The 18,620-nt window shown below is 55.0% G+C and carries 22 protein-coding genes; 15 read left to right on the top strand and 7 right to left on the bottom strand.

The genetic code is table 11. The features are described from left to right. Window positions 1–22: 22 nt before the first annotated feature. From CLV88_RS15105 to rplQ, 9 genes are all read left to right on the top strand, one after another. On the top strand, window positions 23–232 hold the full coding sequence (locus tag CLV88_RS15105; protein WP_106609281.1) for a DUF1127 domain-containing protein: 210 nt from the start codon (window positions 23–25) through the stop codon (window positions 230–232). A 213-nt stretch (window positions 233–445) separates the two neighbouring features. Next, the gene (locus CLV88_RS15100; protein WP_106609243.1) at window positions 446–661 is read left to right on the top strand and encodes a DUF1127 domain-containing protein; all 216 of its coding nucleotides are present in this window, start codon (window positions 446–448) and stop codon (window positions 659–661) included. A 290-nt stretch (window positions 662–951) separates the two neighbouring features. Next, window positions 952–1,425, top strand: coding sequence for a 50S ribosomal protein L15 (gene rplO, locus CLV88_RS15095; protein ID WP_106609242.1), 474 nt, complete (start codon window positions 952–954; stop codon window positions 1,423–1,425). Between the two features lie 106 nt (window positions 1,426–1,531). Beyond that, on the top strand, window positions 1,532–2,893 hold the full coding sequence (gene secY / locus CLV88_RS15090) for a preprotein translocase subunit SecY (RefSeq protein ID WP_106609241.1): 1,362 nt from the start codon (window positions 1,532–1,534) through the stop codon (window positions 2,891–2,893). After that, window positions 2,890–3,465 (top strand): adenylate kinase, encoded by a 576-nt coding sequence (locus CLV88_RS15085; RefSeq protein ID WP_106609240.1) that lies wholly within the window; start codon window positions 2,890–2,892, stop codon window positions 3,463–3,465. Before secY ends, CLV88_RS15085 begins: the two co-directional genes overlap by 4 nt. Window positions 3,466–3,793: 328 nt before the next feature. Next, window positions 3,794–4,162, top strand: a complete 369-nt coding sequence (rpsM, locus tag CLV88_RS15080) for a 30S ribosomal protein S13 (RefSeq protein WP_106609239.1) — start codon at window positions 3,794–3,796, stop codon at window positions 4,160–4,162. Window positions 4,163–4,177: 15 nt separating this feature from the next. Beyond that, window positions 4,178–4,567 carry a 30S ribosomal protein S11 gene (rpsK, locus tag CLV88_RS15075; RefSeq protein WP_106609238.1) on the top strand — a complete coding sequence of 130 codons (390 nt, stop codon included), beginning with the start codon at window positions 4,178–4,180 and terminating at the stop codon, window positions 4,565–4,567. A 114-nt stretch (window positions 4,568–4,681) separates the two neighbouring features. Next, window positions 4,682–5,698, top strand: coding sequence for a DNA-directed RNA polymerase subunit alpha (locus CLV88_RS15070; RefSeq protein WP_106609280.1), 1,017 nt, complete (start codon window positions 4,682–4,684; stop codon window positions 5,696–5,698). Between the two features lie 141 nt (window positions 5,699–5,839). Next, complete coding sequence (gene rplQ, locus CLV88_RS15065) at window positions 5,840–6,259, top strand: 50S ribosomal protein L17 (RefSeq protein ID WP_106609237.1); 420 nt, start codon at window positions 5,840–5,842, stop codon at window positions 6,257–6,259. A gap of 269 nt (window positions 6,260–6,528) precedes the next feature. Here the strand turns inward: rplQ and rpsO are convergent, their stop codons facing one another. The 6 genes from rpsO to rbfA all read right to left on the bottom strand — a co-directional run bounded on the left by rpsO (window position 6,529) and on the right by rbfA (window position 10,664). Continuing rightward, window positions 6,529–6,798: a 30S ribosomal protein S15 gene (gene rpsO / locus CLV88_RS15060; protein WP_106609236.1), complete on the bottom strand. Its 270-nt coding sequence runs from the start codon at window positions 6,796–6,798 to the stop codon at window positions 6,529–6,531. A gap of 146 nt (window positions 6,799–6,944) precedes the next feature. After that, window positions 6,945–7,931, bottom strand: a complete 987-nt coding sequence (locus tag CLV88_RS15055; protein WP_106609235.1) for a calcium-binding protein — start codon at window positions 7,929–7,931, stop codon at window positions 6,945–6,947. Window positions 7,932–8,008: 77 nt separating this feature from the next. Further along, entirely contained in the window at window positions 8,009–8,548 is a 540-nt protein-coding gene (locus CLV88_RS15050) for a DUF1643 domain-containing protein (protein ID WP_106609234.1), read from the bottom strand. Beyond that, entirely contained in the window at window positions 8,545–9,459 is a 915-nt protein-coding gene (gene truB, locus CLV88_RS15045; protein WP_106609233.1) for a tRNA pseudouridine(55) synthase TruB, read from the bottom strand. The genes CLV88_RS15050 and truB overlap by 4 nt, the downstream gene beginning before the upstream one ends. A 72-nt stretch (window positions 9,460–9,531) precedes the next feature. Further along, window positions 9,532–10,269 carry a phosphodiester glycosidase family protein gene (locus tag CLV88_RS15040; protein ID WP_341477165.1) on the bottom strand — a complete coding sequence of 246 codons (738 nt, stop codon included), beginning with the start codon at window positions 10,267–10,269 and terminating at the stop codon, window positions 9,532–9,534. Continuing rightward, window positions 10,266–10,664, bottom strand: a complete 399-nt coding sequence (rbfA, locus tag CLV88_RS15035; protein ID WP_106609232.1) for a 30S ribosome-binding factor RbfA — start codon at window positions 10,662–10,664, stop codon at window positions 10,266–10,268. The genes CLV88_RS15040 and rbfA overlap by 4 nt, the downstream gene beginning before the upstream one ends. A 116-nt stretch (window positions 10,665–10,780) precedes the next feature. Here rbfA and dapB point away from each other — a divergent pair, with 116 nt between their 5' ends. From dapB to CLV88_RS15010, 5 genes are all read left to right on the top strand, one after another. Continuing rightward, on the top strand, window positions 10,781–11,590 hold the full coding sequence (dapB, locus tag CLV88_RS15030; protein WP_106609231.1) for a 4-hydroxy-tetrahydrodipicolinate reductase: 810 nt from the start codon (window positions 10,781–10,783) through the stop codon (window positions 11,588–11,590). A gap of 149 nt (window positions 11,591–11,739) precedes the next feature. Beyond that, complete coding sequence (locus CLV88_RS15025) at window positions 11,740–12,699, top strand: ABC transporter substrate-binding protein (protein ID WP_207797071.1); 960 nt, start codon at window positions 11,740–11,742, stop codon at window positions 12,697–12,699. A gap of 6 nt (window positions 12,700–12,705) precedes the next feature. Continuing rightward, window positions 12,706–13,758 carry a quaternary amine ABC transporter ATP-binding protein gene (locus tag CLV88_RS15020; protein WP_106609229.1) on the top strand — a complete coding sequence of 351 codons (1,053 nt, stop codon included), beginning with the start codon at window positions 12,706–12,708 and terminating at the stop codon, window positions 13,756–13,758. After that, on the top strand, window positions 13,755–15,815 hold the full coding sequence (locus CLV88_RS15015) for an ABC transporter permease subunit (RefSeq protein ID WP_106609228.1): 2,061 nt from the start codon (window positions 13,755–13,757) through the stop codon (window positions 15,813–15,815). Before CLV88_RS15020 ends, CLV88_RS15015 begins: the two co-directional genes overlap by 4 nt. 180 nt (window positions 15,816–15,995) lie before the next feature. Continuing rightward, a complete protein-coding gene (locus CLV88_RS15010; RefSeq protein WP_106609227.1) occupies window positions 15,996–16,904 on the top strand; it encodes a BadF/BadG/BcrA/BcrD ATPase family protein in 909 nt (302 codons plus the stop codon). Here the strand turns inward: CLV88_RS15010 and CLV88_RS15005 are convergent. Beyond that, a complete protein-coding gene (locus CLV88_RS15005) occupies window positions 16,901–17,092 on the bottom strand; it encodes a DUF1674 domain-containing protein (protein WP_106609226.1) in 192 nt (63 codons plus the stop codon). The two genes, CLV88_RS15010 and CLV88_RS15005, sit on opposite strands and share 4 nt — an antisense overlap. A gap of 78 nt (window positions 17,093–17,170) precedes the next feature. Here CLV88_RS15005 and CLV88_RS15000 point away from each other — a divergent pair, with 78 nt between their 5' ends. Beyond that, complete coding sequence (locus tag CLV88_RS15000; RefSeq protein WP_243403677.1) at window positions 17,171–18,478, top strand: RsmB/NOP family class I SAM-dependent RNA methyltransferase; 1,308 nt, start codon at window positions 17,171–17,173, stop codon at window positions 18,476–18,478. Window positions 18,479–18,620: the final 142 nt, after the last annotated feature.

The raw sequence follows: 18,620 nt of genomic DNA, 5'->3' as shown, positions 1-18,620 counted from the left end.
ACCGATAACAAAGGAAAATGAAATGGCTTACGCAACTACAACAACCACATCGTTCAACGTTTTTGACCGCGTCCGCGCCACAATCTCTAACCTGCGTTCCGCGGCGCAAGAACGTACTGAGTACACTCGCACTTACAAAGAGCTGTCGCGTTTGACAAATCGCGAGCTGGCAGACATCGGCCTGCGTCGCTGTGACATCGAGTTGGCTTGCTCTGGCAAGATTGCTCGCTAAGCTTGAGCACAGAAAGTCTATTGTGATGCAACACCTTCGAGATGATCTCGGAGGTGTTTTTTTTACCTTTTGAAAGCTATGCGTCTTTTGCATGGCGTCACGGCTCATCTGTGGATTGTTGGCGCTAACGGATCTCCCTATTTTGAACGTGTAAGCGGGAGGGCTAACGATAAGGAGCGAAGCGTTTTCGCCCAAAACACATAGGAACACGTAATGGCACATGTAAACGTATCAAACAGTTTTGACGTCCCGTTCTTTGACCGCTTGAAAGGTTATGTAGACCGGCTTCAAGAGGCTCGCGCACTTCGGCGGATGTATAAGGAAACTTATGCCGAACTAGATGCCCTTACTGAGCGCGAGCTAAGCGACATCGGGATTGGCCGCGGCGAAATCGCGCGAATCGCGAGTGAGCACGTCTACGGCGGCTGAAATAACCGCCAAAATAGAGAGAATGCTTCAAGCCTCGGTTCTGACCGGGGCTCAATTCGTTTAAGATAGTGCTGCCGGGCTCTGGTTGTTTTCGTCGCGCAAAACGGAAACAAGCTCGGCTCAGAAGTAATGTGTGGGAGCCATTAAGCCAAAAAGCCACGCTGAGGTTGCAACGCGCGAGTTCCTCGTCTATACGCCCCCGGTGGCGTATCCAGCCACAGAATCAAAATCAAGAAAAGCCGTGTTTGGCCCGTTCGCTTCGGGGTTACATCCGGCAAAGGAGAAGCGACATGAAACTGAACGAACTTCGCGACAATCCAGGCGCAACCAAGAAACGTATGCGCGTTGGCCGAGGCCCCGGCTCTGGCAAGGGTAAAATGGGTGGCCGTGGTATCAAAGGTCAAAAATCCCGTTCGGGCGTAGCGATCAATGGCTACGAAGGCGGCCAGATGCCGCTCTACCAGCGTCTTCCCAAGCGTGGTTTCAACAAACCGAATCGCAAGAAGTTCGCTGTGGTCAACTTGGGCCTCATCCAGAAATTCGTTGACGAAGGCAAGCTGAACGGCTCCGAAACTGTGACCGAAGAAGCACTCGTTGCATCTGGTCTGGTTCGCCGCGTTTTGGACGGTGTCCGGGTTCTGGCAAAAGGCGACGTTACCGCAAAGTTGGCCATAGAAGTGACCGGCGCGTCGAAATCTGCAGTGGAAGCTGTGGAAAAGGCAGGCGGCTCGCTGACCATCAAATCCGCGCCAGCGGCTGAATAAGAGGTTGTGAGCGGATCACCATCCGCTTACATACTCCTAAAGGTTTTCCAAACGCCGCCAACCGGAAAACGGTTTTGGCGGCGTTGTCATTTTGAGAGAGATCCGCATGGTATCTGCAGCTGAACAAATGGCGGCCAACACAAGCTGGGCCGCGCTTGGTAAAGCAACCGATCTTCGCAATCGCATCCTGTTCACGCTGGCGTTGCTGATTGTATATCGGTTGGGAACATGGATTCCGGTTCCCGGTATTGACGGTGTTGCGCTCCGCGAGTTCATGGAGGGCGCAGCTGCGGGTCTTGGTGGCATCCTGTCAATGTTTACAGGCGGTGCCCTTGGCCGAATGGGCATCTTTGCTCTCGGCATTATGCCCTATATTTCGGCATCCATCATCGTCCAATTGCTTGGCGCGATGGTGCCCGCCCTTGAGCAACTCAAAAAAGAAGGCGAACAGGGCCGCAAGAAGATGAACCAGTACACGCGCTATGGTACGGTCGCCCTCGCGACTGTGCAGGCGTATGGCTTGGCTGTCAGCCTTGAGGCCGGGCAACTCGTGACAGATCCGGGTATGTTCTTCCGCTTCTCGTGTTTGATCACTTTGGTTGGCGGCACAATGTTCCTGATGTGGTTAGGTGAACAGATCACTGCGCGCGGAATTGGTAACGGTATCTCGCTCATTATTTTCGTTGGAATCGTTGCAGAACTCCCAGCCGCACTGGCGCAGTTCTTTGCATCGGGTCGTTCTGGCGCCATCAGCCCCGCGGTCATTGTCGGTGTGATCGTCATGGTCGTTGCGGTGATCGCCTTTGTGGTTTTCATGGAACGCGCACTTCGCAAAATCCACATTCAGTATCCGCGTCGCCAAGTTGGACAGAAATTCTATGATGGTGGTTCCAGCCATTTGCCGGTCAAAGTTAACCCCGCTGGTGTGATCCCTGCGATTTTTGCAAGTTCACTCTTGCTGTTGCCGACGACAATTTCGACGTTCTCTGGTGCCCAAACTGGGCCGGTAATGTCGACAATCCTAGCGTATTTCGGCCCCGGACAACCGCTTTATCTGTTGTTTTTTGTCGCGATGATCGTGTTCTTTGCTTACTTCTACACGTTCAATGTCAGCTTCAAGCCTGATGAAGTCGCGGACAATCTTAAGAACCAGAATGGCTTTGTTCCTGGAATTCGACCTGGCAAACGCACCGCTGAGTATTTGGAATACGTGGTTAACCGCGTTCTGGTCATGGGGGCGGCCTATTTGGCAGCGGTCTGTCTCTTGCCAGAAATCCTACGTAATCAATTTGCGATCCCATTCTATTTTGGCGGCACCTCGGTTCTGATTGTTGTTTCTGTAACAATGGATACCATCCAACAGGTGCAGAGCCATTTGCTGGCGCACCAGTATGAGGGTTTGATTGAAAAATCGCAGCTTCGTGGCAAGAACAAGAAGCGCGGTAAAAAAGGAGCTGCTCGTCGATGAACATTATTCTGCTTGGTCCACCCGGCGCCGGCAAGGGCACTCAGGCTGGCCGTTTGGTCGAAAGCCGCGAAATGATCCAATTGTCTACAGGCGACATGCTGCGCGAGGCGAAAACTTCGGGTACGGAGATGGGCAAGATCGTTGCGGATGTCATGGACCGAGGAGAGCTCGTTACCGATGAGATCGTGATCGGCTTGATCCGTGAAAAGTTGGAAGGCGACAAAAAGGGTGGTTTCATCTTTGACGGTTTCCCACGAACATTGGCGCAAGCAGATGCGTTGGCGGAATTGCTGGCGGATGTTGGTGAAAGTCTGGACGCCGTGATCGAGATGAAGGTGGATGACGACGTTCTGGTCGGACGCATCGTGAATCGCGCCAAGGAGGCGGTTGCAGCTGGCGGTACGGCCCGAGCAGATGACAACGAAGAGAGCCTGAAAGTGCGTCTGATGGCTTATTATAAGCAGACGTCACCATTGATTGGTTATTACCACGCCAAGGGCAGCCTGAGCGCTGTTGACGGGCTAGCGTCTATGGATGAGGTCGAAGCGTCGATTGGCAATGTACTCGGCTGAACCGCTGCTCGCGTTTGACGGTTAACTAGAGCGGCCAAGCTGAGTCGCTCTTTTTTTACTCTTGCGGGTGGTGTAAATGGAAAGTGTTGGACCCGTTCGGAATGGTAAACGGCAGGTCGTTGTGTCCGAATTTCATTGATGCTTGACACACCAGCTAATCGCCCATAAATCACCTTATCTCTAATTAGAGAATCAACAATTGCAGCGGGTCGCGCCCGCACCGCAAGATCACCTGATCAGCTGAGGCCCGGCCGCTGGAATGCGTCGGGCTTACGTTGTGAAAAAAGGTTCCGGCGTTACGGAACCGCAACGAAAAGGAAAGTGACACGTGGCACGTATTGCCGGCGTAAACATCCCGACCCACAAGCGGGTCCCGATCGCCCTGACTTATATCACTGGTATTGGCCCAGCATCGGCCAAAGAAATCTGTTCTTCGGTGAACATCGACGAATCACGTCGTGTTAATGAACTGAGCGACGCAGAAGTTCTGTCCATCCGTGAGCACATTGACGCGACTTACTCCGTCGAAGGTGACCTGCGTCGTGAAGTGCAGATGAACATTAAACGCCTGATGGATCTCGGATGCTACCGCGGTCTGCGTCACCGTCGCAACCTTCCGGTTCGCGGGCAGCGTACCCACACCAACGCTCGTACTCGCAAAGGCCCTGCAAAGGCCATTGCTGGTAAGAAGAAATAAGGGAGGGTTTGATCAATGGCACGTGATAAGACTCGTACAAAGAAAAAAGAGCGCAAGAATATCGCCTCCGGCGTTGCTCATGTGAACTCTTCGTTCAACAACACCAAAATCCTGATTTCTGACGTTCAGGGGAACGCGATTTCGTGGTCGTCGGCTGGCACCATGGGCTTCAAAGGCTCGCGGAAGTCGACACCTTATGCGGCTCAGATGGCTGCAGAGGATGCCGGTAAGAAAGCGCAGGAACATGGCGTAAAAACTCTGGAAGTAGAAGTTCAGGGCCCCGGTTCGGGTCGGGAATCCGCACTGCGCGCTTTGGCCGCTGTTGGCTTTAACATCACGTCGATCCGTGATGTTACTCCCATCGCGCACAATGGTTGCCGCCCGCCGAAGCGCCGCCGCGTTTAAGCGAATTATTTCCAATTTGGGGCCGCGTGATTTCCACGGCCCCATTTTGTCGTTTTGAAACCTCGGGCGTTTGTCTCTTTTGGACATGAGAGGCAAACAAGAATGGAGGGACGTATGATCCACAAGAATTGGGCAGAATTGATCAAGCCGACCCAGCTTGAAGTGAAGCCGGGCAATGACCCTGCGCGTCAGGCAACTGTTGTGGCAGAACCACTCGAGCGGGGTTTTGGTCTGACCTTGGGCAACGCGCTGCGCCGCGTGCTGATGTCGAGCCTACAGGGCGCGGCAATCACAAGTGTTCAGATCGACAACGTGCTGCACGAGTTCTCGAGCGTCGCGGGCGTTCGTGAAGACGTGACAGACGTGATCCTTAATCTCAAGCAAGTTGCTCTTCGCATGGAAGTTGAAGGGCCAAAGCGTCTTTCGATTAATGCCAAGGGTCCTGGTGCGGTTACGGCTGGCGACATCAGCGACAGTGCGGGTATCGAGGTTCTGAATAAAGAACACGTGATTTGTCATCTGGATGACGGTGCGGATCTGTATATGGAACTGACTGTCAATACCGGCAAAGGCTATGTGTCTGCTGATAAGAACAAGCCTGAAGATGCACCGATTGGTTTGATCCCGATTGATGCGATCTATTCGCCGGTTAAGAAAGTCAGCTATGATGTTCAGCCGACGCGGGAAGGTCAGGTTCTGGATTATGACAAGCTGACCATGAAAATCGATACCGATGGCTCAATCACTCCGGAAGACGCTGTGGCTTTTGCTGCGCGCATTCTGCAAGATCAGCTTTCGATCTTCGTGAACTTCGACGAACCGGAATCAGCAGGTCGTCAAGAAGAAGATGATGGTCTCGAATTTAACCCACTTCTCTTGAAGAAAGTGGACGAGCTTGAACTGTCAGTACGTTCGGCGAACTGTCTGAAAAACGACAACATAGTTTATATTGGTGATCTGATTCAGAAAACTGAAGCCGAAATGCTTCGGACACCAAACTTTGGGCGTAAGTCGTTGAATGAAATCAAGGAAGTTCTGTCCGGAATGGGACTGCACCTTGGGATGGACGTCGAAGACTGGCCGCCAGACAACATCGAAGATTTGGCCAAAAAGTTTGAAGACGCTTTTTAACAAATCCGTAGGTCGGACAATTTTGTCCGACCTACCTGAATGCCCGGATTGCCGGGGACATATGGGCATAGTCGCCCCAAGGAGAGTGGCTGACACGCATCGGCTGCCGGACAAAGCAAAACGCGAAGAAGGAATTGAAAAATGCGTCACGCTCGTGGTTACCGCCGCCTAAACCGAACTCATGAACACCGTAAGGCCATGTTCTCAAACATGGCGGGATCGCTGATTGAGCACGAACAAATCAAAACAACTCTTCCAAAAGCCAAGGAACTGCGTCCAATCGTGGAAAAGCTGATCACCCTGGCAAAGCGTGGTGACTTGCACGCAAGGCGTCAGGCCGCAGCACGTCTGAAGGAAGACCAGTATGTCTCTAAGTTGTTCGACATTCTTGGACCACGCTATGCAGACCGTCCGGGTGGTTACATCCGCATTATGAAAGCCGGTTTCCGTTATGGTGATATGGCTCCGATGGCGATCATCGAATTCGTCGATCGCGACGCTGATGCCAAAGGTGCAGCAGACAAGGCTCGCGTAGCTCTAGAAGACGCTGCGGAAGAGTAATCTCTGTTCTTGCAGAAATGCGACCCTGTTCGACGTTGTCGGGCAGGGTTTTTTGTTTTAGCGGTCCCTGAAGCAAGATATCGGTCATTGGCTATGTTTCGCACACAAGAGCGACAAGCTTTAGCCTCCGCATAGGCAGTCCATGGACGTTTTTGGGCGCCAATAGAACCAATCGCCGGAAATACACACAAAAAGGCCCGCCGCATTTGTATGCGATGGGCCAGAATTTGTAGTCGGTAAAAAATACGCGACGCATCAATTGGTCTTGATTAACGGCGGATGCCCAAACGCTTAATCAAGTCCTGGTAACGGGCTTCTTCTTTGCCCTTCAGGTAGTCCAGCAGCTTACGGCGCTGTGCGACCATTTTCAAAAGGCCACGGCGACCGTGGTTGTCTTTCTTGTGGGTTTTGAAGTGTTCGGTCAGGGTGTTGATACGAGATGTTAGAATGGCAACCTGAACTTCGGGCGAGCCAGTATCGCCCTCTTTAGTCGCGAATTCAGTCATGACGCGTGCTTTGTCTTCAGCTGTAATCGACATCGGGGTCTCCTTGAACTTAGGGGTTTAGGGCTCAGGCCGGGATGTCGTCCAGCAAGGTCCTTTAGAGAAATCTACGCAAGATTCGTTGGGTAGATGCGCGCGTATAGGTGAAAACTGAGTAAAAGAAAAGAGGTGTTATCGTCACCTTAACTGGATAGTGCAAAGGCCTCTGCGCTTTGCGGCATGAGCGAAATGTCTGCTGCGTTCAGATCCTCACCGCCGTGTACAAGGGCAAGCTCTGTTCCATTGACAAGCACGCGAACTGCATTGCCTTCGTTTGTATCTGGTTCAATTGTGACCTGAGGGTCGCCATCAATGTCGTCGTATATGAGTACCAAATTGTCCTGAGATGGGTCGAAATCCATTACGGTGACTGGTTCACCGTATTGCGCTGCATCGTTCAAAAAGAACGAGTCATACCCTTCACCGCCAGACAAAATATCCCCGGCGCCGCCAAACAAACTATCACTTCCGTTTCCACCGTTAAGGTAGTCAGTGTCGTCTTGTTGAGCTAATTGAGTAACCCCCGACAAAATGTCGTTTCCATCCCCACCGAAAAGAGTGTCCGAGCCCGTGCCACCTTGCAGATTGTCATCATCCAACCCGCCATGAAGTGCGTCGTCACCTGCGCCGCCTAGCAGCTGATCATGGCCCATGCCGCCAACCAATGAGTCGTCGCCGGAGCCGCCTTCGATTGTATCTTCGCCTACATGACCGAACATTGTGTCTTGGCCGTCGCCGCCGGAAAGAATGTCTTCGCCGTAATCGCCGTGCAATAAATCGTCGTCCGCGCCGCCAAAAATAACATCATTTCCAGTTGAACCGTGTATGACATCGTGACCATCGCCACCGTACATTGTGTCGTTGCCGACATAACCGTTTAACTGGTCATTTCTTTCATTGCCGCTGAGGACATCATTCTGATCTGTTCCAGAAAGAATGTCATTACCGACGGAACCAGTAATCGAATTTGGCGCGTTAGGTTCCGGCAATTCAGGAGGTGTAGGTTCTTCGCTACTCGGGTCGGTTGTAATGGAAACGATGTCGCCCTCATCGTCCGTTGTCGGAGTTTCAACGGCAACAAATGCTGCAGCACCTACCATAAGACCCAATAATCCAGCCAAGAACAACATAGTTCAAAATCTCACCTTTTTCTCAAGGCAGTAAGCCACATAACCGGAGCTTAGTAAAATCCATCTCGGATCATTGGTTAACTTGTCTTTGGACCGTCCGAGCAACTTGTCAGACGCCACGGCTTTGGCTGGGTTGCGTAAGAGATATACAATGGATGCCTGGGGTGCCCGTGTTTGGTTGTTCCCAACGCGTGAATGGTGCGATCCAAGCCGGCCAATACCCGGCGCATTCTACTTCCCTGTTCCAAATGGACACCATGTGCGCCCCAGGCCGCAACGATTACATCTGCCCAACGACAACACTCTGCGACAATTGAGTCGTTGTCCGGGCCAACTGGATTTGGATGATTACGCAGAATACGTGGATTGGTTTCTCGCAGAGCAAAAATGTTGGTGGCGCAAAATCCGCCAAAACCCAAGGCGCGGGCGCGACGTTCGCATCGTTCGATGGTCGGATCGTTCTGTGCTTCGGTCGCCTTGGACGGATTTAGCATGATGAATGTGACTTTCGCTGCGCTGTCATCCCAAACACGGGTCAGCGAATAGCGGTAGGTCCCGCAGTCAGAGTAAGTCGCAACTGAGGCAGCATCTCCCTTTTGGAACGTACGCGTGATCATGTGTTTGGCATTACGAACACGCGAGAAGGATGCAATTCTCCATTTTTGTAAATCCCAACGGCGACCGGCTGTCCATCGATTGAGGCCCAGCATTCATCGCCGTATTCGACGTCATTGGCGATGACCATACCAGGGTTCCCATTGCGTAGACGAATGGCACTTTGAGCCGTCGCTTTGACCTCTGGCAAATCGATCAAACCCTGTTCAAGTGGCAATAAGTATGCGTCAAGGTCGGTTGATTTTGCATTGTCATCAATTGTCTCGAGACTAAGGCCGTTTTCCGCGTCAAACGGACCCGACCAAATTCGCCGCAACTCTCGTACGTGTCCATAACAGCCAAGCGCCTCTCCCAGATCACGGGCGATCGAACGCACATAGCCCCCCTTGCCACAGATCATTTCAAGTGTGACGTGATCCGCATCCTCTCGGTCCGTTAAAACCAGTTCTTCTACCCAAAGCGGACGAGCCGCGATTTCAACATCCTCACCATCGCGTGCAAGCTTGTAGGCGCGCTGACCATCAATCTTTACGGCTGAGAACTTGGGTGGCACTTGCATGATGTCGCCGACAAAATGTCCGAGGGCCTCTTTGATTGCGTCATCGGACGGGCGAGAATCTGAGCTGGCGATAACCTCGCCCTCGGCGTCGTCTGTATTGGTCTTTTGGCCCAGCCGGACTGTAAAGGTGTAGGCTTTTAGGGCATCGGTTATGTAGGGAACTGTTTTGGTTGCCTCGCCCAAGGCAACGGCCAAAACGCCGGTTGCTTCTGGGTCGAGCGTACCGGCATGTCCGGCTTTCTTTGCGTCCATCGCCCAGCGAACTTTGTTGACAACAGATGTCGACGTAATCCCTGCCGGCTTGTCGATCACCAGCCAGCCAGAAATGTCGCGCCCTTTGCGTTTGCGTGCCATTATAAACGTCCAATTTCGATGATGAGATCGGCGGGGTAGCGGATTGCGACGGAGGTGTCAAACGCGTGCCGGTTAATTTTGGGCAACCACGCCTACGATTGGCCCCATCCAAAACCCGGAATCCGATCTGTCGAGCTGTGGTGCATGGATGCGGCTTACTTTGCCGTCAAAATAAAGGGCACTATGCGTGGCCAGTATATCGCGGAAAAAACTGCCGAACTCGTAAAACGTGACTGGCGCGTCGGATATCGCGAATACCACTGTTTTGCCGTCGCGTGACGTGCCAACGCCATTGCGGATAAAACGGGATGTGCTATCGACCAGAAACCTTGGGTGCAATTCACCATCAATCACAAGCATGGGCCCGGATTGTGTAGCAAACTCGCAATCGGGCGATTGGTCTGCGAAGGCTAACGTTTCAAAGACATCGGCCCGCGATCCGCGGATGCAGAATACACCATTGGGTAGCAGTCCGAAATTCCCCTTGCTTGCGCCAGTGAGGAGGGGGGTCTCTGGCGTTCCATTTTCGACGTAGTGGCCGACAGGAGCGCGGTTAGGGTGGTACATGCCGCCATTCATGGCAAAAACCAGCTCTGCGTTGTCGCCGATATGGCGCGATACGTCAGAAAACTGTCCCAGAATATTGCCGCTTTCGTCCCGAAGGAACAATTTGATCTGCTCTTCAGACGCGTTCACAGTGCAAACCGTAAAGCGCTTGCCCAAGTAGTCGAGTTCATCGCAAGCGGTTGCTTGCGCCAGTTGAGGGGCAAGCCCGAGTATAGCGAAAGCAAGCGCGCCCCTGAACATCATTGGTCGTCGACGTCCCGTCTAACGCGATCCTCGGAAAGCATGCGACGGGTGTCGTCCATCTGGTCAAATGTCTGGTCCAGTTGGAAACGCAGGTCGGGCGTGTATTTCAGGCCAGTCTTTTTACCAATGACGCGGCGCAGTTCGCCCTTGTTGCGTGCCAAAAGTGCGATCACTTCGTCCTTGCCCTTGCCACCTAAGGGCAGCACATAGGCCGTTGCTATCTTGAGGTCAGGCGAAGTGCGCACTTCGCCCACCGTGATCGACATGCGGTTAAGGTCGGGGTCATGAATGTCCCCACGCATCAGCACTTCGGAAAGCGTACGGCGGATTTGTTCGCCGACGCGCAATTGTCGTTGAGATGGGCCGTAGCCGTCTTGATATGTGTTCTTAGCCATACCCACCACTTATGCTTTTCACAGTCTTTTGCCAAGCAGGGCTTTGCCAAGCGGGCAGGCATTGGTTAAGCAGGGCCCGAAGCCAATTGAACTACCGCCAAGATGGAGACGACGCAATGGAAGACCTGCCAGGTATCGCGATCACCGGGGCCTCAGGCCGCATGGGGCAGATGCTGATCAAAACCGTGGTTGAGAGCAAAAAAGCCCGGCTGGTAGGTGCGATAGAGCGCAAGGGGCACGATTGGGTTGGCCGCGACATAGGTGAGGCCATGGGCGGTTCGGCCTTGGGGGTGACCGTGACAGATGAACCGTTGGAGGCCTTTGCCAAAGCACAGGCGGTTATCGATTTTACAGCACCGGCAGCAACCATTGAGTTTGCTAAGCTGGCTGCACAGGCGCGCGCTGTGCATGTGATCGGAACCACGGGGATGACCGTCGAAGACATTGCACAGCTTGCGCCATGTGCGCGCCATGCAGTGATTGTACGCGCTGGAAATATGAGCCTTGGAGTTAATCTGTTGACCCAACTGACCCGCAAGGTCGCTGAGGCGCTGGATGAAGATTTTGACATTGAAGTAATTGAAGCCCACCATCACCACAAAGTGGACGCGCCTTCTGGTACAGCTTTGATGCTTGGCGAGGCCGCGGCTGAAGGGCGTGGAGTTGAGCTGAACGACGTTGCTGATCGCGGGCGAGATGGCATCACTGGTGCACGAAAACGGGGCGATATTGGGTTCACGGCCATTCGTGGGGGTGACATTGTGGGGGAACATGACATTCTGTTTGCCGCTGCCGGAGAACGCATCGTGCTGCGCCATATGGCAACGGATCGTACGATTTTTGCCCGAGGTGCTCTCAAGGCTGCCTTGTGGGGGCAAACTCAGAAACCCGGCGAATATGACATGGTGGATGTGCTCGGCCTGTAGGAACTGGGCGTCCTCTCCTTTTGCGCAGGGCGATTCGCACCTAAGATCAGCGAAATAAATCTTGGCAGATGTCTCTGTGCATGATTTTATGCGAATACAAAAAATTAAATGACCGTACAAGATTGCGGTCGCTGATCAGGGAGACGACGATGAAATCCTCTATGAAGATGGGCCTTTCAGCTTTGGCGTTGTTGGCGGCGGGTGCTGCTGGTGCTGCGGAGCTTGGCGATACAAGTAAGCCGATCAAGTTAGCAATCAATGAATGGACAGGTCAGCACGTCACAACCCATGTCGCCGGCGAGATGCTGAAGGCGGCGGGATATGACGTGGAGTATGTCACGGCGGGTATGATGAACCAGTTTCAGGCGATTGCAGATGGTGACATCCACGCGACGCTGGAAATCTGGTCGTCGAACGTGTCGGATCAATATGCCGTGCTAAAAGGCGAGGGGATGCTGGAAGAGCTGTCAGACCTTGGCCTGAACGCCCGCGAAGGTATTGCGTATCCATCGCATGTAGAGGAACTGTGCCCGGGTCTTCCAGCGTGGGAAGCACTGCGCAATTGCGCGGTGAACTTCGCCACGGCCGAAACGATCCCAATGGGCCGTTTGGTGGATTATCCGGCGGATTGGGGTACACCGGGTTCGGATCGCATGGTCGGGTTAGGCTTGCCGTTTAAGGCTGTGCCTGCCGGGTCTGAGGGTGCTCTAATCGCGGAGCTGCGCGCCTCAACCGAGAAGAAATCGCCGTTGCTGATCACCTTTTGGCAACCACATTGGGCGATGTCGGCCTATGACGTGAAGTTTGTGGATCTGCCACCGGGCGAAGATGCCTGCTTTACAGATGCGTCCTGGGGGCCGAACCCGAACGCCGTAAATGACTGTGACTTTGCACCGTCGCGGATCTTCAAGGCGGCTTGGCCTGGCCTTAAAGAACAGTCTCCCGCCGCGCACGAGATCCTTGTGAATTACACGCTCGCTGTAGAAGATCAGCAGCCGATGATGGGTGCTGTCGACGTGGATGGTCAAAAGGTTGAAGACGTTGTCGCGGCTTGGATGGGCGCTAACGAAGACAAGTGGAAACCAGTTGTTGCGGCAGCAACGCAGTAACGCCGGATGACAGAAACAACACGCCCCGCTGCGGCGATTTCGGTCGAAGGCCTATGGCAGGTCTTTGGCCCAAACGCCGCGACGGCCCTGCGCGATGCACGCGGGGCTGGCACCTCATCTGACATTGCGAAGGCCCTTGCAGATAAAGAGTTCATCCCGGCTGTGAGGGAAGCAAATTTTGAAGTGCAGTCGGGCGAGTTGTTTGTGATTATGGGCTTGTCCGGGTCGGGCAAGTCCACCCTGATCCGCTGTATTTCACGACTGGTGGAACCCACTGCTGGTGCGGTGCGGATTGACGGTGAAGACATCCTCCAGGCCTCAGAAAAGCGCCTGATCGAGCTGCGCCGCCATAAGCTTGGCATGGTGTTTCAGCACTTTGGCCTGTTTCCTCATATGACGGTGGCGGACAATGTGGCGTTCCCCCTCAAAATGCAGGGCGCTGGAAAGACGAACCGGCGCAAACGAGCACTGGAAGTGATCGAACTTGTTGGCTTGAGCGGGCGCGAAGACGCGTATCCGCGCGAACTTTCAGGTGGTCAGAGACAGCGGGTCGGGATTGCCCGGTCGTTGGCGGTGAACCCGGATATCTGGTTTCTGGACGAGCCTTTTTCCGCGCTTGATCCATTGATCCGGCGACAATTGCAGGACGAGTTTTTGCACATTCAGGCGACGCTGAAAAAATCTATTGTATTCATCACCCATGATATCACCGAAGCGCTGAAACTTGCGGACCGGATTGCCATCATGAAGGATGGTGAAATCGTGCAGATTGGCACACCAGAAGAGATCGTGCTGCGTCCGGTGAATGACTATGTCGCCGAGTTTTCCAAAGACGTGGCCAAGGGAAAACATGCGTGTGTCGAGTCGGTCATGACACGCGATGTCCCCGACAATATGCCGGATGATCCGGGTCTCCGTCCGGGTATGACGTTGGATACGGCGTTGGCCAAGTGCATGTCGTTGTACGAACCCGTACCTGTTCGCGACGAGAGCGGCATGGTGATTGGCGCTGTGCAGCCAAGCGATTTGGCCGCAGCACTGCAGGTCGAAGAGACATGAGCATCGCACAGGCATTGCCCGCGCGGGCTACGCTGACGCGTGGTACGCAGGCGGCTTTGCTGGTTTTGATGGTGGCTGTGGTGTGCCGGCTGTTGGGTGGTCAATGGCCTTGGTTAGTGACATGGCCAACGGTGTTGACAGTGCCCATGACTGAGTGGATGGGCACGTCGGTGGGGTGGTTTCTGAGTGTTTTCAAGCCAATAGCACGGGCTTTTTCGTTTTTAATCAGCTTTCCAATGGACTGGGTCAGTGGATTGTTGGGTTATGCGCCATGGCCGTTGATCGTGGGCGGCGTGACGGCGCTTGGCTGGATGCTTGGCGGTGTTCGGATGGCCGCACTTGGGGCGTTTGGCCTCGGGTTTGTGGTGCTGTCGGGCTATTGGGCAGAAAGCATGAACACGCTTGCGCTGGTGGTTGTTTCGGTGCCGTTGGCGATGATGAGTGGGCTGGCGATTGGCATTCTGGCTTTTGAATACCCTAGGCTGAAGGCACCGGTTCAGGCATTGCTGGATGTAATGCAAACCGTGCCGACATTTGCCTATCTAACACCATTGCTGGTGCTATTTGGATTTGGGCCAGTTGTGGGGCTGATCGCCTCGGCCATCTATGCGGCGCCACCGATGGCGCGCAATGTGCTTTTAGGGTTGGAGCGGGTTGAGAGCGACATCCGCGAGGCGGCGGTGATGTCGGGGGGCACACGGCGACAGCAGTTGTTCCTTGTAGAACTGCCCGCTGCGACAACACAGATCATGGTAGGTGTGAACCAATGCCTGATGGCGGCATTATCGATGGTGATCATCGCTGCTGTAATCGGTGGGTTTGACGATATCGGCTGGGAAGTGCTTTTGACAATGCGTAAGGCGCTGTTTGGGCAAGCTTTTCTGGCGGGATTGGTGATCGTGGTCTTTGCCATTGTGATCGACCGCATGTCCGGTGCTTTGGCCACACGGCGACGTAAACAAGACCGGCGCGTGGCGTGGGGCATCCTTGGAGTTGGTGTTGTGATCTCTGTGTGGGCTGTGCTGGCAGGGTGGAACCCTGCCGAGATGGCCGCATTTGACGGAGTGGCCGACAGTGTGGATGCGGCTGTGGGCGGCTTTACAGCAAACCACGGTGCGACGCTGGATGCGGTAAAGAATAACGCGATGTTCTATGGGCTTTTGCCGCTTCGGATTGGTCTAAGTGATGCAGTGTTGCCATTCACTTGGGGCTTTCAATGGGAGGCTTGGCATTCGGCTGTTTACTATCTGGTGGCAGTGGGCATTGCGGGCGCGCTGATCTGGTCCGGACGACCCGCGGCGGGGCTGGTCGTTGTGATCCTGATGATGATGTGGGAAATCGGGATCGCACAGTTGCCTTGGCCCATGGTGATCGTTGGTGCGGGTGCGCTTGGCTGGGTGTCAGGCGGGTGGAGATTGGCGCGACTGGCAGTGGTTCTGCTGAGCTTGATCCTGATCTCGGGTCTGTGGGAGCGGGCGCTGCTTTCTCTTTACCTTTCAGGGTCTTCCGTCTTTGCCTGCGCCATTGTTGGCGGTGCGCTGGGGCTCTGGGCGGCGGTCAGTGTGACCGCGTGGCGCGTACTGAGACCTGTCTGTGACCTGCTGCAAACTATCCCTCTTTTTGTATTTCTGATCCCGGTTCTGATGTTCTTTCAGATCGGAGAATTCTCTGCATTTTTGGCTATTTGTCTCTACGCGGTTGTTCCGATGATCCGCTATACGCGGCATGGGTTGATAACCACGCCTGAAGAGATGATCGAGGCGGCTAAAGCAAGCGGTGCAGGTACTTGGCAGGTGATGTTCGAAGTGCGCGCACCCTATGCGGCGCCAACGATTTTGCTGGGGCTGAATCAGACCATTCTGTATGCCTTTGCCATGCTGGTCATTGCCGCGCTGATTGGAACGACGGGGCTTGGTCAGTCGATCTATCTGGCGCTAGGTCAGGCCGACGTTGGGCTGGGTGTGACCGCTGGGGCAGCGATGGCGATTTTGGCACTGGTGGCGGATCGGCTGGTGCAGGGATTTGCCAATGAGCGCCGCCGTGCGCTTGGATTGTGATTTGTGCCGAGAATCATGGTTAATGCGCTGATTTGTTAGGGAAACCGGCTTTCGGTTTTGCGTCGGTATTACGTCGGTATCGCGTCGGTGTGGTTTTCGGGATATTCCGGGGTTAACGGCGCGCGCGCTTGGGGGCATGTTTGGCAACATCAAGGGCCTTATTGGTAGAGGTGACATCAGATGAGCGACTGCATCGTTGCAATCGATGGCGGTGGATCCACGACAACCGGCGTTGCCGTGATGCGCGACGGACAGGCAAGTCGCCTAAAGCCGGGTCGGGGATGCAATGTCGCAGATGGGCCGGGATGGCAGATGTCGTTAGAGACGGTGCTGGCGCAAATCCCGACTGGCGCGACAGTTGTCCTCGGGGTGCCGGGTTGGGGGGAGATTGCGCAGAATGACACCGCGGTGCGGCGGTTTGTTGAGGCGCGGCGCACCACGCATGTGCATTTCCTGAACGATGTGGAGCTGGCTTATCGCGCGGCCTTTGAAGGTGGGTGGGGTGTTCTGGTTTTGGCCGGAACCGGTTCCATGGCCATGGCGGCAAAATCAGACGAGGTGATCAGGGCCGGAGGCTGGGGGCATTGGATCAGTGACGAGGGGAGCGCGTTTTGGATTGGGCGCGTCGCCCTTGCACTGGCAGTGGCGGAGTTTGATCAAACAAAGCCAGATACAGGTTTTGCTGCGCGCCTGATGCAAACGCTTGACGTTCGGGCGGATCAGATTGCCCTGTTGGAATGGATCGCAACCGACCCTGAGACGCGGGCACGGATCGGCGAAGTGGCGCTGCATGTGGACCGTTTGGCCGATGTTGGCGACAAAGTGGCGTTTGATATTATGGTCAGCGCAGCAGAAAAGCTATCGGTGCTGGCGCGGTGCGCGGCAAGACGTGCAAAATTGCCTGAGCCGTTTCGTTGGTGTCATGCCGGTTCGGTTTTTCAGAGCGCAACTGTGTGTGCGCATTTGATTGCCCAGCTGGGCCCGCCATCGCACCCGGATCATGGGACGCTTGCGGGTGGATTGAAAATGGCGGCAGAGCTGGCTGGATGGTCCGAAGTATTTGACTGGGATGAATTGCTTAGCGACTAAAAGTCGATGGCGATGCCTTTTTTCTCCCAATCGCCAAAGCGGACGGGTTCAGGCCCATCGCGACCACCCAGTTCGGTTGCTAGATCTTGGGGTTTGGCGTTTTTGCGGCGCTCCTCGGCTTCGGCCAGTGCGCGCTGGGCGGCGGGGGGCAGATCAGAGAGGTCGCGTTCTGGGGTTTGATCACTCATCACGGGTTCCTTTTGTAGTCGACCCTTGATATACGCGCGCCTTGCCTATGAGCAAGGGATCAAGGAGTCGCAACGCCTATGCCGAAACCCACGCCGAAACCCAAGTCTAAAACCGCGTCGAAATCCAGTATGCAGACCCGACGCAACGCCGTTTACCTGCTGGATCAGGTCTTGGGCGAGGGGCGGTTGCTGTCTGAGTTGATCGCAAGTGGAGCGTTGGAGCGGCTGGAGCCGCAAGAGCGGGCGCGGGCGCAGCGTTTAGCGACGGAGACCCTGCGTGGGCTGGAACGTGCGGACCGCCTGTTACAGAAACACTTGCAGAAATATCCCCCGCTGACGGTACGCAATGTGTTGCGGCTGGCCACGCTGGAGCTGTGTCAGGGTGGCGCGGCGCATGGCGTCGTAAATGACGCCGTTGAAATTGTGTCGCGCAACAAACGCACGGCTGGGATGAAGGGGCTGGTGAACGCTGTGCTGCGCAAGGTGGTCGCACAAGGCGAAGATGCGTGGAATTTGTTGCGGGTGCCGCGCCTGCCCAAGTGGCTGCGCGGCCCGTTGGTACAGGCCTATGGGCCGGAGACTATGATGGCGATTGAAGCTGCACATTTTGCGGGCGCGCCTTTGGATTTGACGGTCAAGGGCGGCGCGGCAGCGCTGGCTGAAACCGTGGGGGGCGTGGTATTGCCGACTGGATCGGTGCGCATTGCCGATGCGGGGCAGGTTTCGGGCTTGCCGGGGTTTGAGGCCGGTGAGTGGTGGGTGCAGGATGCAGCCGCAGCCATTCCGGCGCGAGTATTGAATGCTCAAGCGGGAGAACACGTGCTGGACCTATGCGCGGCACCGGGCGGCAAGACCATGCAGGTGGCGGCAAGCGGTGCCACGGTAACGGCAGTGGATGACAACCCGGCGCGGATGGAACGGGTGCGGGAGAATTTGAAACGCACCCAGCTTAAGGCCGAGCTGGTCGTGGGTGACGTGATGGCCCAAAAGGGTAGTTATGATGCGATCCTGCTGGATGCGCCCTGTTCGGCAACCGGCACCATGCGGCGGCACCCTGATTTGCCACATGCCAAGGATGGCAGCGAATTTGGTGATCTGATCGGGATGCAGTCATGGATGCTGGACCATGCGCTTTCATTGCTCAAGCCCGGCGGACGGTTAGTGTTTTGCACCTGTTCGCTGTTGCCGGATGAGGGAGAAGTACAGGTGGAAGAGGCGCTTGAGCGGCACAATGATGTGCGCGTGGACCGCACTGCGCTTGAGGTGCCGGGGATCGAGCCGGAGTGGATCACGGAAGAAGGCGGGCTGCGGTTGCGCCCTGATTACTGGAGTGAATTGGGGGGTATGGACGGGTTCTATGTCGCCTGTCTGCGCAAGGACGGCTGAGACGGCGGTGGGCGCTCATTGGCCCGTGCGGGCCGCTTCGCATCTTTTATGGTTCAGAAAGTACGCAAAAGCGGAGTTGCTGGTTGATCGAGCGATTCAATCGGTGACTCATTGCGTCAAGGCGGCTACACTCTGACCAAAC

This window comes from Shimia abyssi (assembly GCF_003014475.1).
Taxonomy (GTDB): domain Bacteria; phylum Pseudomonadota; class Alphaproteobacteria; order Rhodobacterales; family Rhodobacteraceae; genus Shimia; species Shimia abyssi.
This window is presented reverse-complemented; position numbering and strand designations above follow the sequence as displayed.

Bases quoted from the DNA above. Each gene is read 5' to 3' on its own strand.
- rbfA (WP_106609232.1), bottom strand. From the start codon at position 10,664: ATGGCTAAGAACACATATCAAGACGGCTACGGCCCATCTCAACGACAA.
- dapB (WP_106609231.1), top strand. From the start codon at position 10,781: ATGGAAGACCTGCCAGGTATCGCGATCACCGGGGCCTCAGGCCGCATG.
- CLV88_RS15025 (WP_207797071.1), top strand. From the start codon at position 11,740: ATGAAATCCTCTATGAAGATGGGCCTTTCAGCTTTGGCGTTGTTGGCG.
- CLV88_RS15055 (WP_106609235.1), bottom strand. From the start codon at position 7,931: ATGTTGTTCTTGGCTGGATTATTGGGTCTTATGGTAGGTGCTGCAGCA.
- rplO (WP_106609242.1), top strand. From the start codon at position 952: ATGAAACTGAACGAACTTCGCGACAATCCAGGCGCAACCAAGAAACGT.
- CLV88_RS15015 (WP_106609228.1), top strand. From the start codon at position 13,755: ATGAGCATCGCACAGGCATTGCCCGCGCGGGCTACGCTGACGCGTGGT.
- CLV88_RS15000 (WP_243403677.1), top strand. From the start codon at position 17,171: ATGCCGAAACCCACGCCGAAACCCAAGTCTAAAACCGCGTCGAAATCC.
- CLV88_RS15070 (WP_106609280.1), top strand. From the start codon at position 4,682: ATGATCCACAAGAATTGGGCAGAATTGATCAAGCCGACCCAGCTTGAA.
- CLV88_RS15010 (WP_106609227.1), top strand. From the start codon at position 15,996: ATGAGCGACTGCATCGTTGCAATCGATGGCGGTGGATCCACGACAACC.
- CLV88_RS15085 (WP_106609240.1), top strand. From the start codon at position 2,890: ATGAACATTATTCTGCTTGGTCCACCCGGCGCCGGCAAGGGCACTCAG.
- CLV88_RS15020 (WP_106609229.1), top strand. From the start codon at position 12,706: ATGACAGAAACAACACGCCCCGCTGCGGCGATTTCGGTCGAAGGCCTA.
- CLV88_RS15040 (WP_341477165.1), bottom strand. From the start codon at position 10,269: ATGATGTTCAGGGGCGCGCTTGCTTTCGCTATACTCGGGCTTGCCCCT.
- rpsO (WP_106609236.1), bottom strand. From the start codon at position 6,798: ATGTCGATTACAGCTGAAGACAAAGCACGCGTCATGACTGAATTCGCG.
- CLV88_RS15105 (WP_106609281.1), top strand. From the start codon at position 23: ATGGCTTACGCAACTACAACAACCACATCGTTCAACGTTTTTGACCGC.
- rpsK (WP_106609238.1), top strand. From the start codon at position 4,178: ATGGCACGTGATAAGACTCGTACAAAGAAAAAAGAGCGCAAGAATATC.
- CLV88_RS15100 (WP_106609243.1), top strand. From the start codon at position 446: ATGGCACATGTAAACGTATCAAACAGTTTTGACGTCCCGTTCTTTGAC.
- secY (WP_106609241.1), top strand. From the start codon at position 1,532: ATGGTATCTGCAGCTGAACAAATGGCGGCCAACACAAGCTGGGCCGCG.
- rplQ (WP_106609237.1), top strand. From the start codon at position 5,840: ATGCGTCACGCTCGTGGTTACCGCCGCCTAAACCGAACTCATGAACAC.
- CLV88_RS15050 (WP_106609234.1), bottom strand. From the start codon at position 8,548: ATGATCACGCGTACGTTCCAAAAGGGAGATGCTGCCTCAGTTGCGACT.
- CLV88_RS15005 (WP_106609226.1), bottom strand. From the start codon at position 17,092: ATGAGTGATCAAACCCCAGAACGCGACCTCTCTGATCTGCCCCCCGCC.
- truB (WP_106609233.1), bottom strand. From the start codon at position 9,459: ATGGCACGCAAACGCAAAGGGCGCGACATTTCTGGCTGGCTGGTGATC.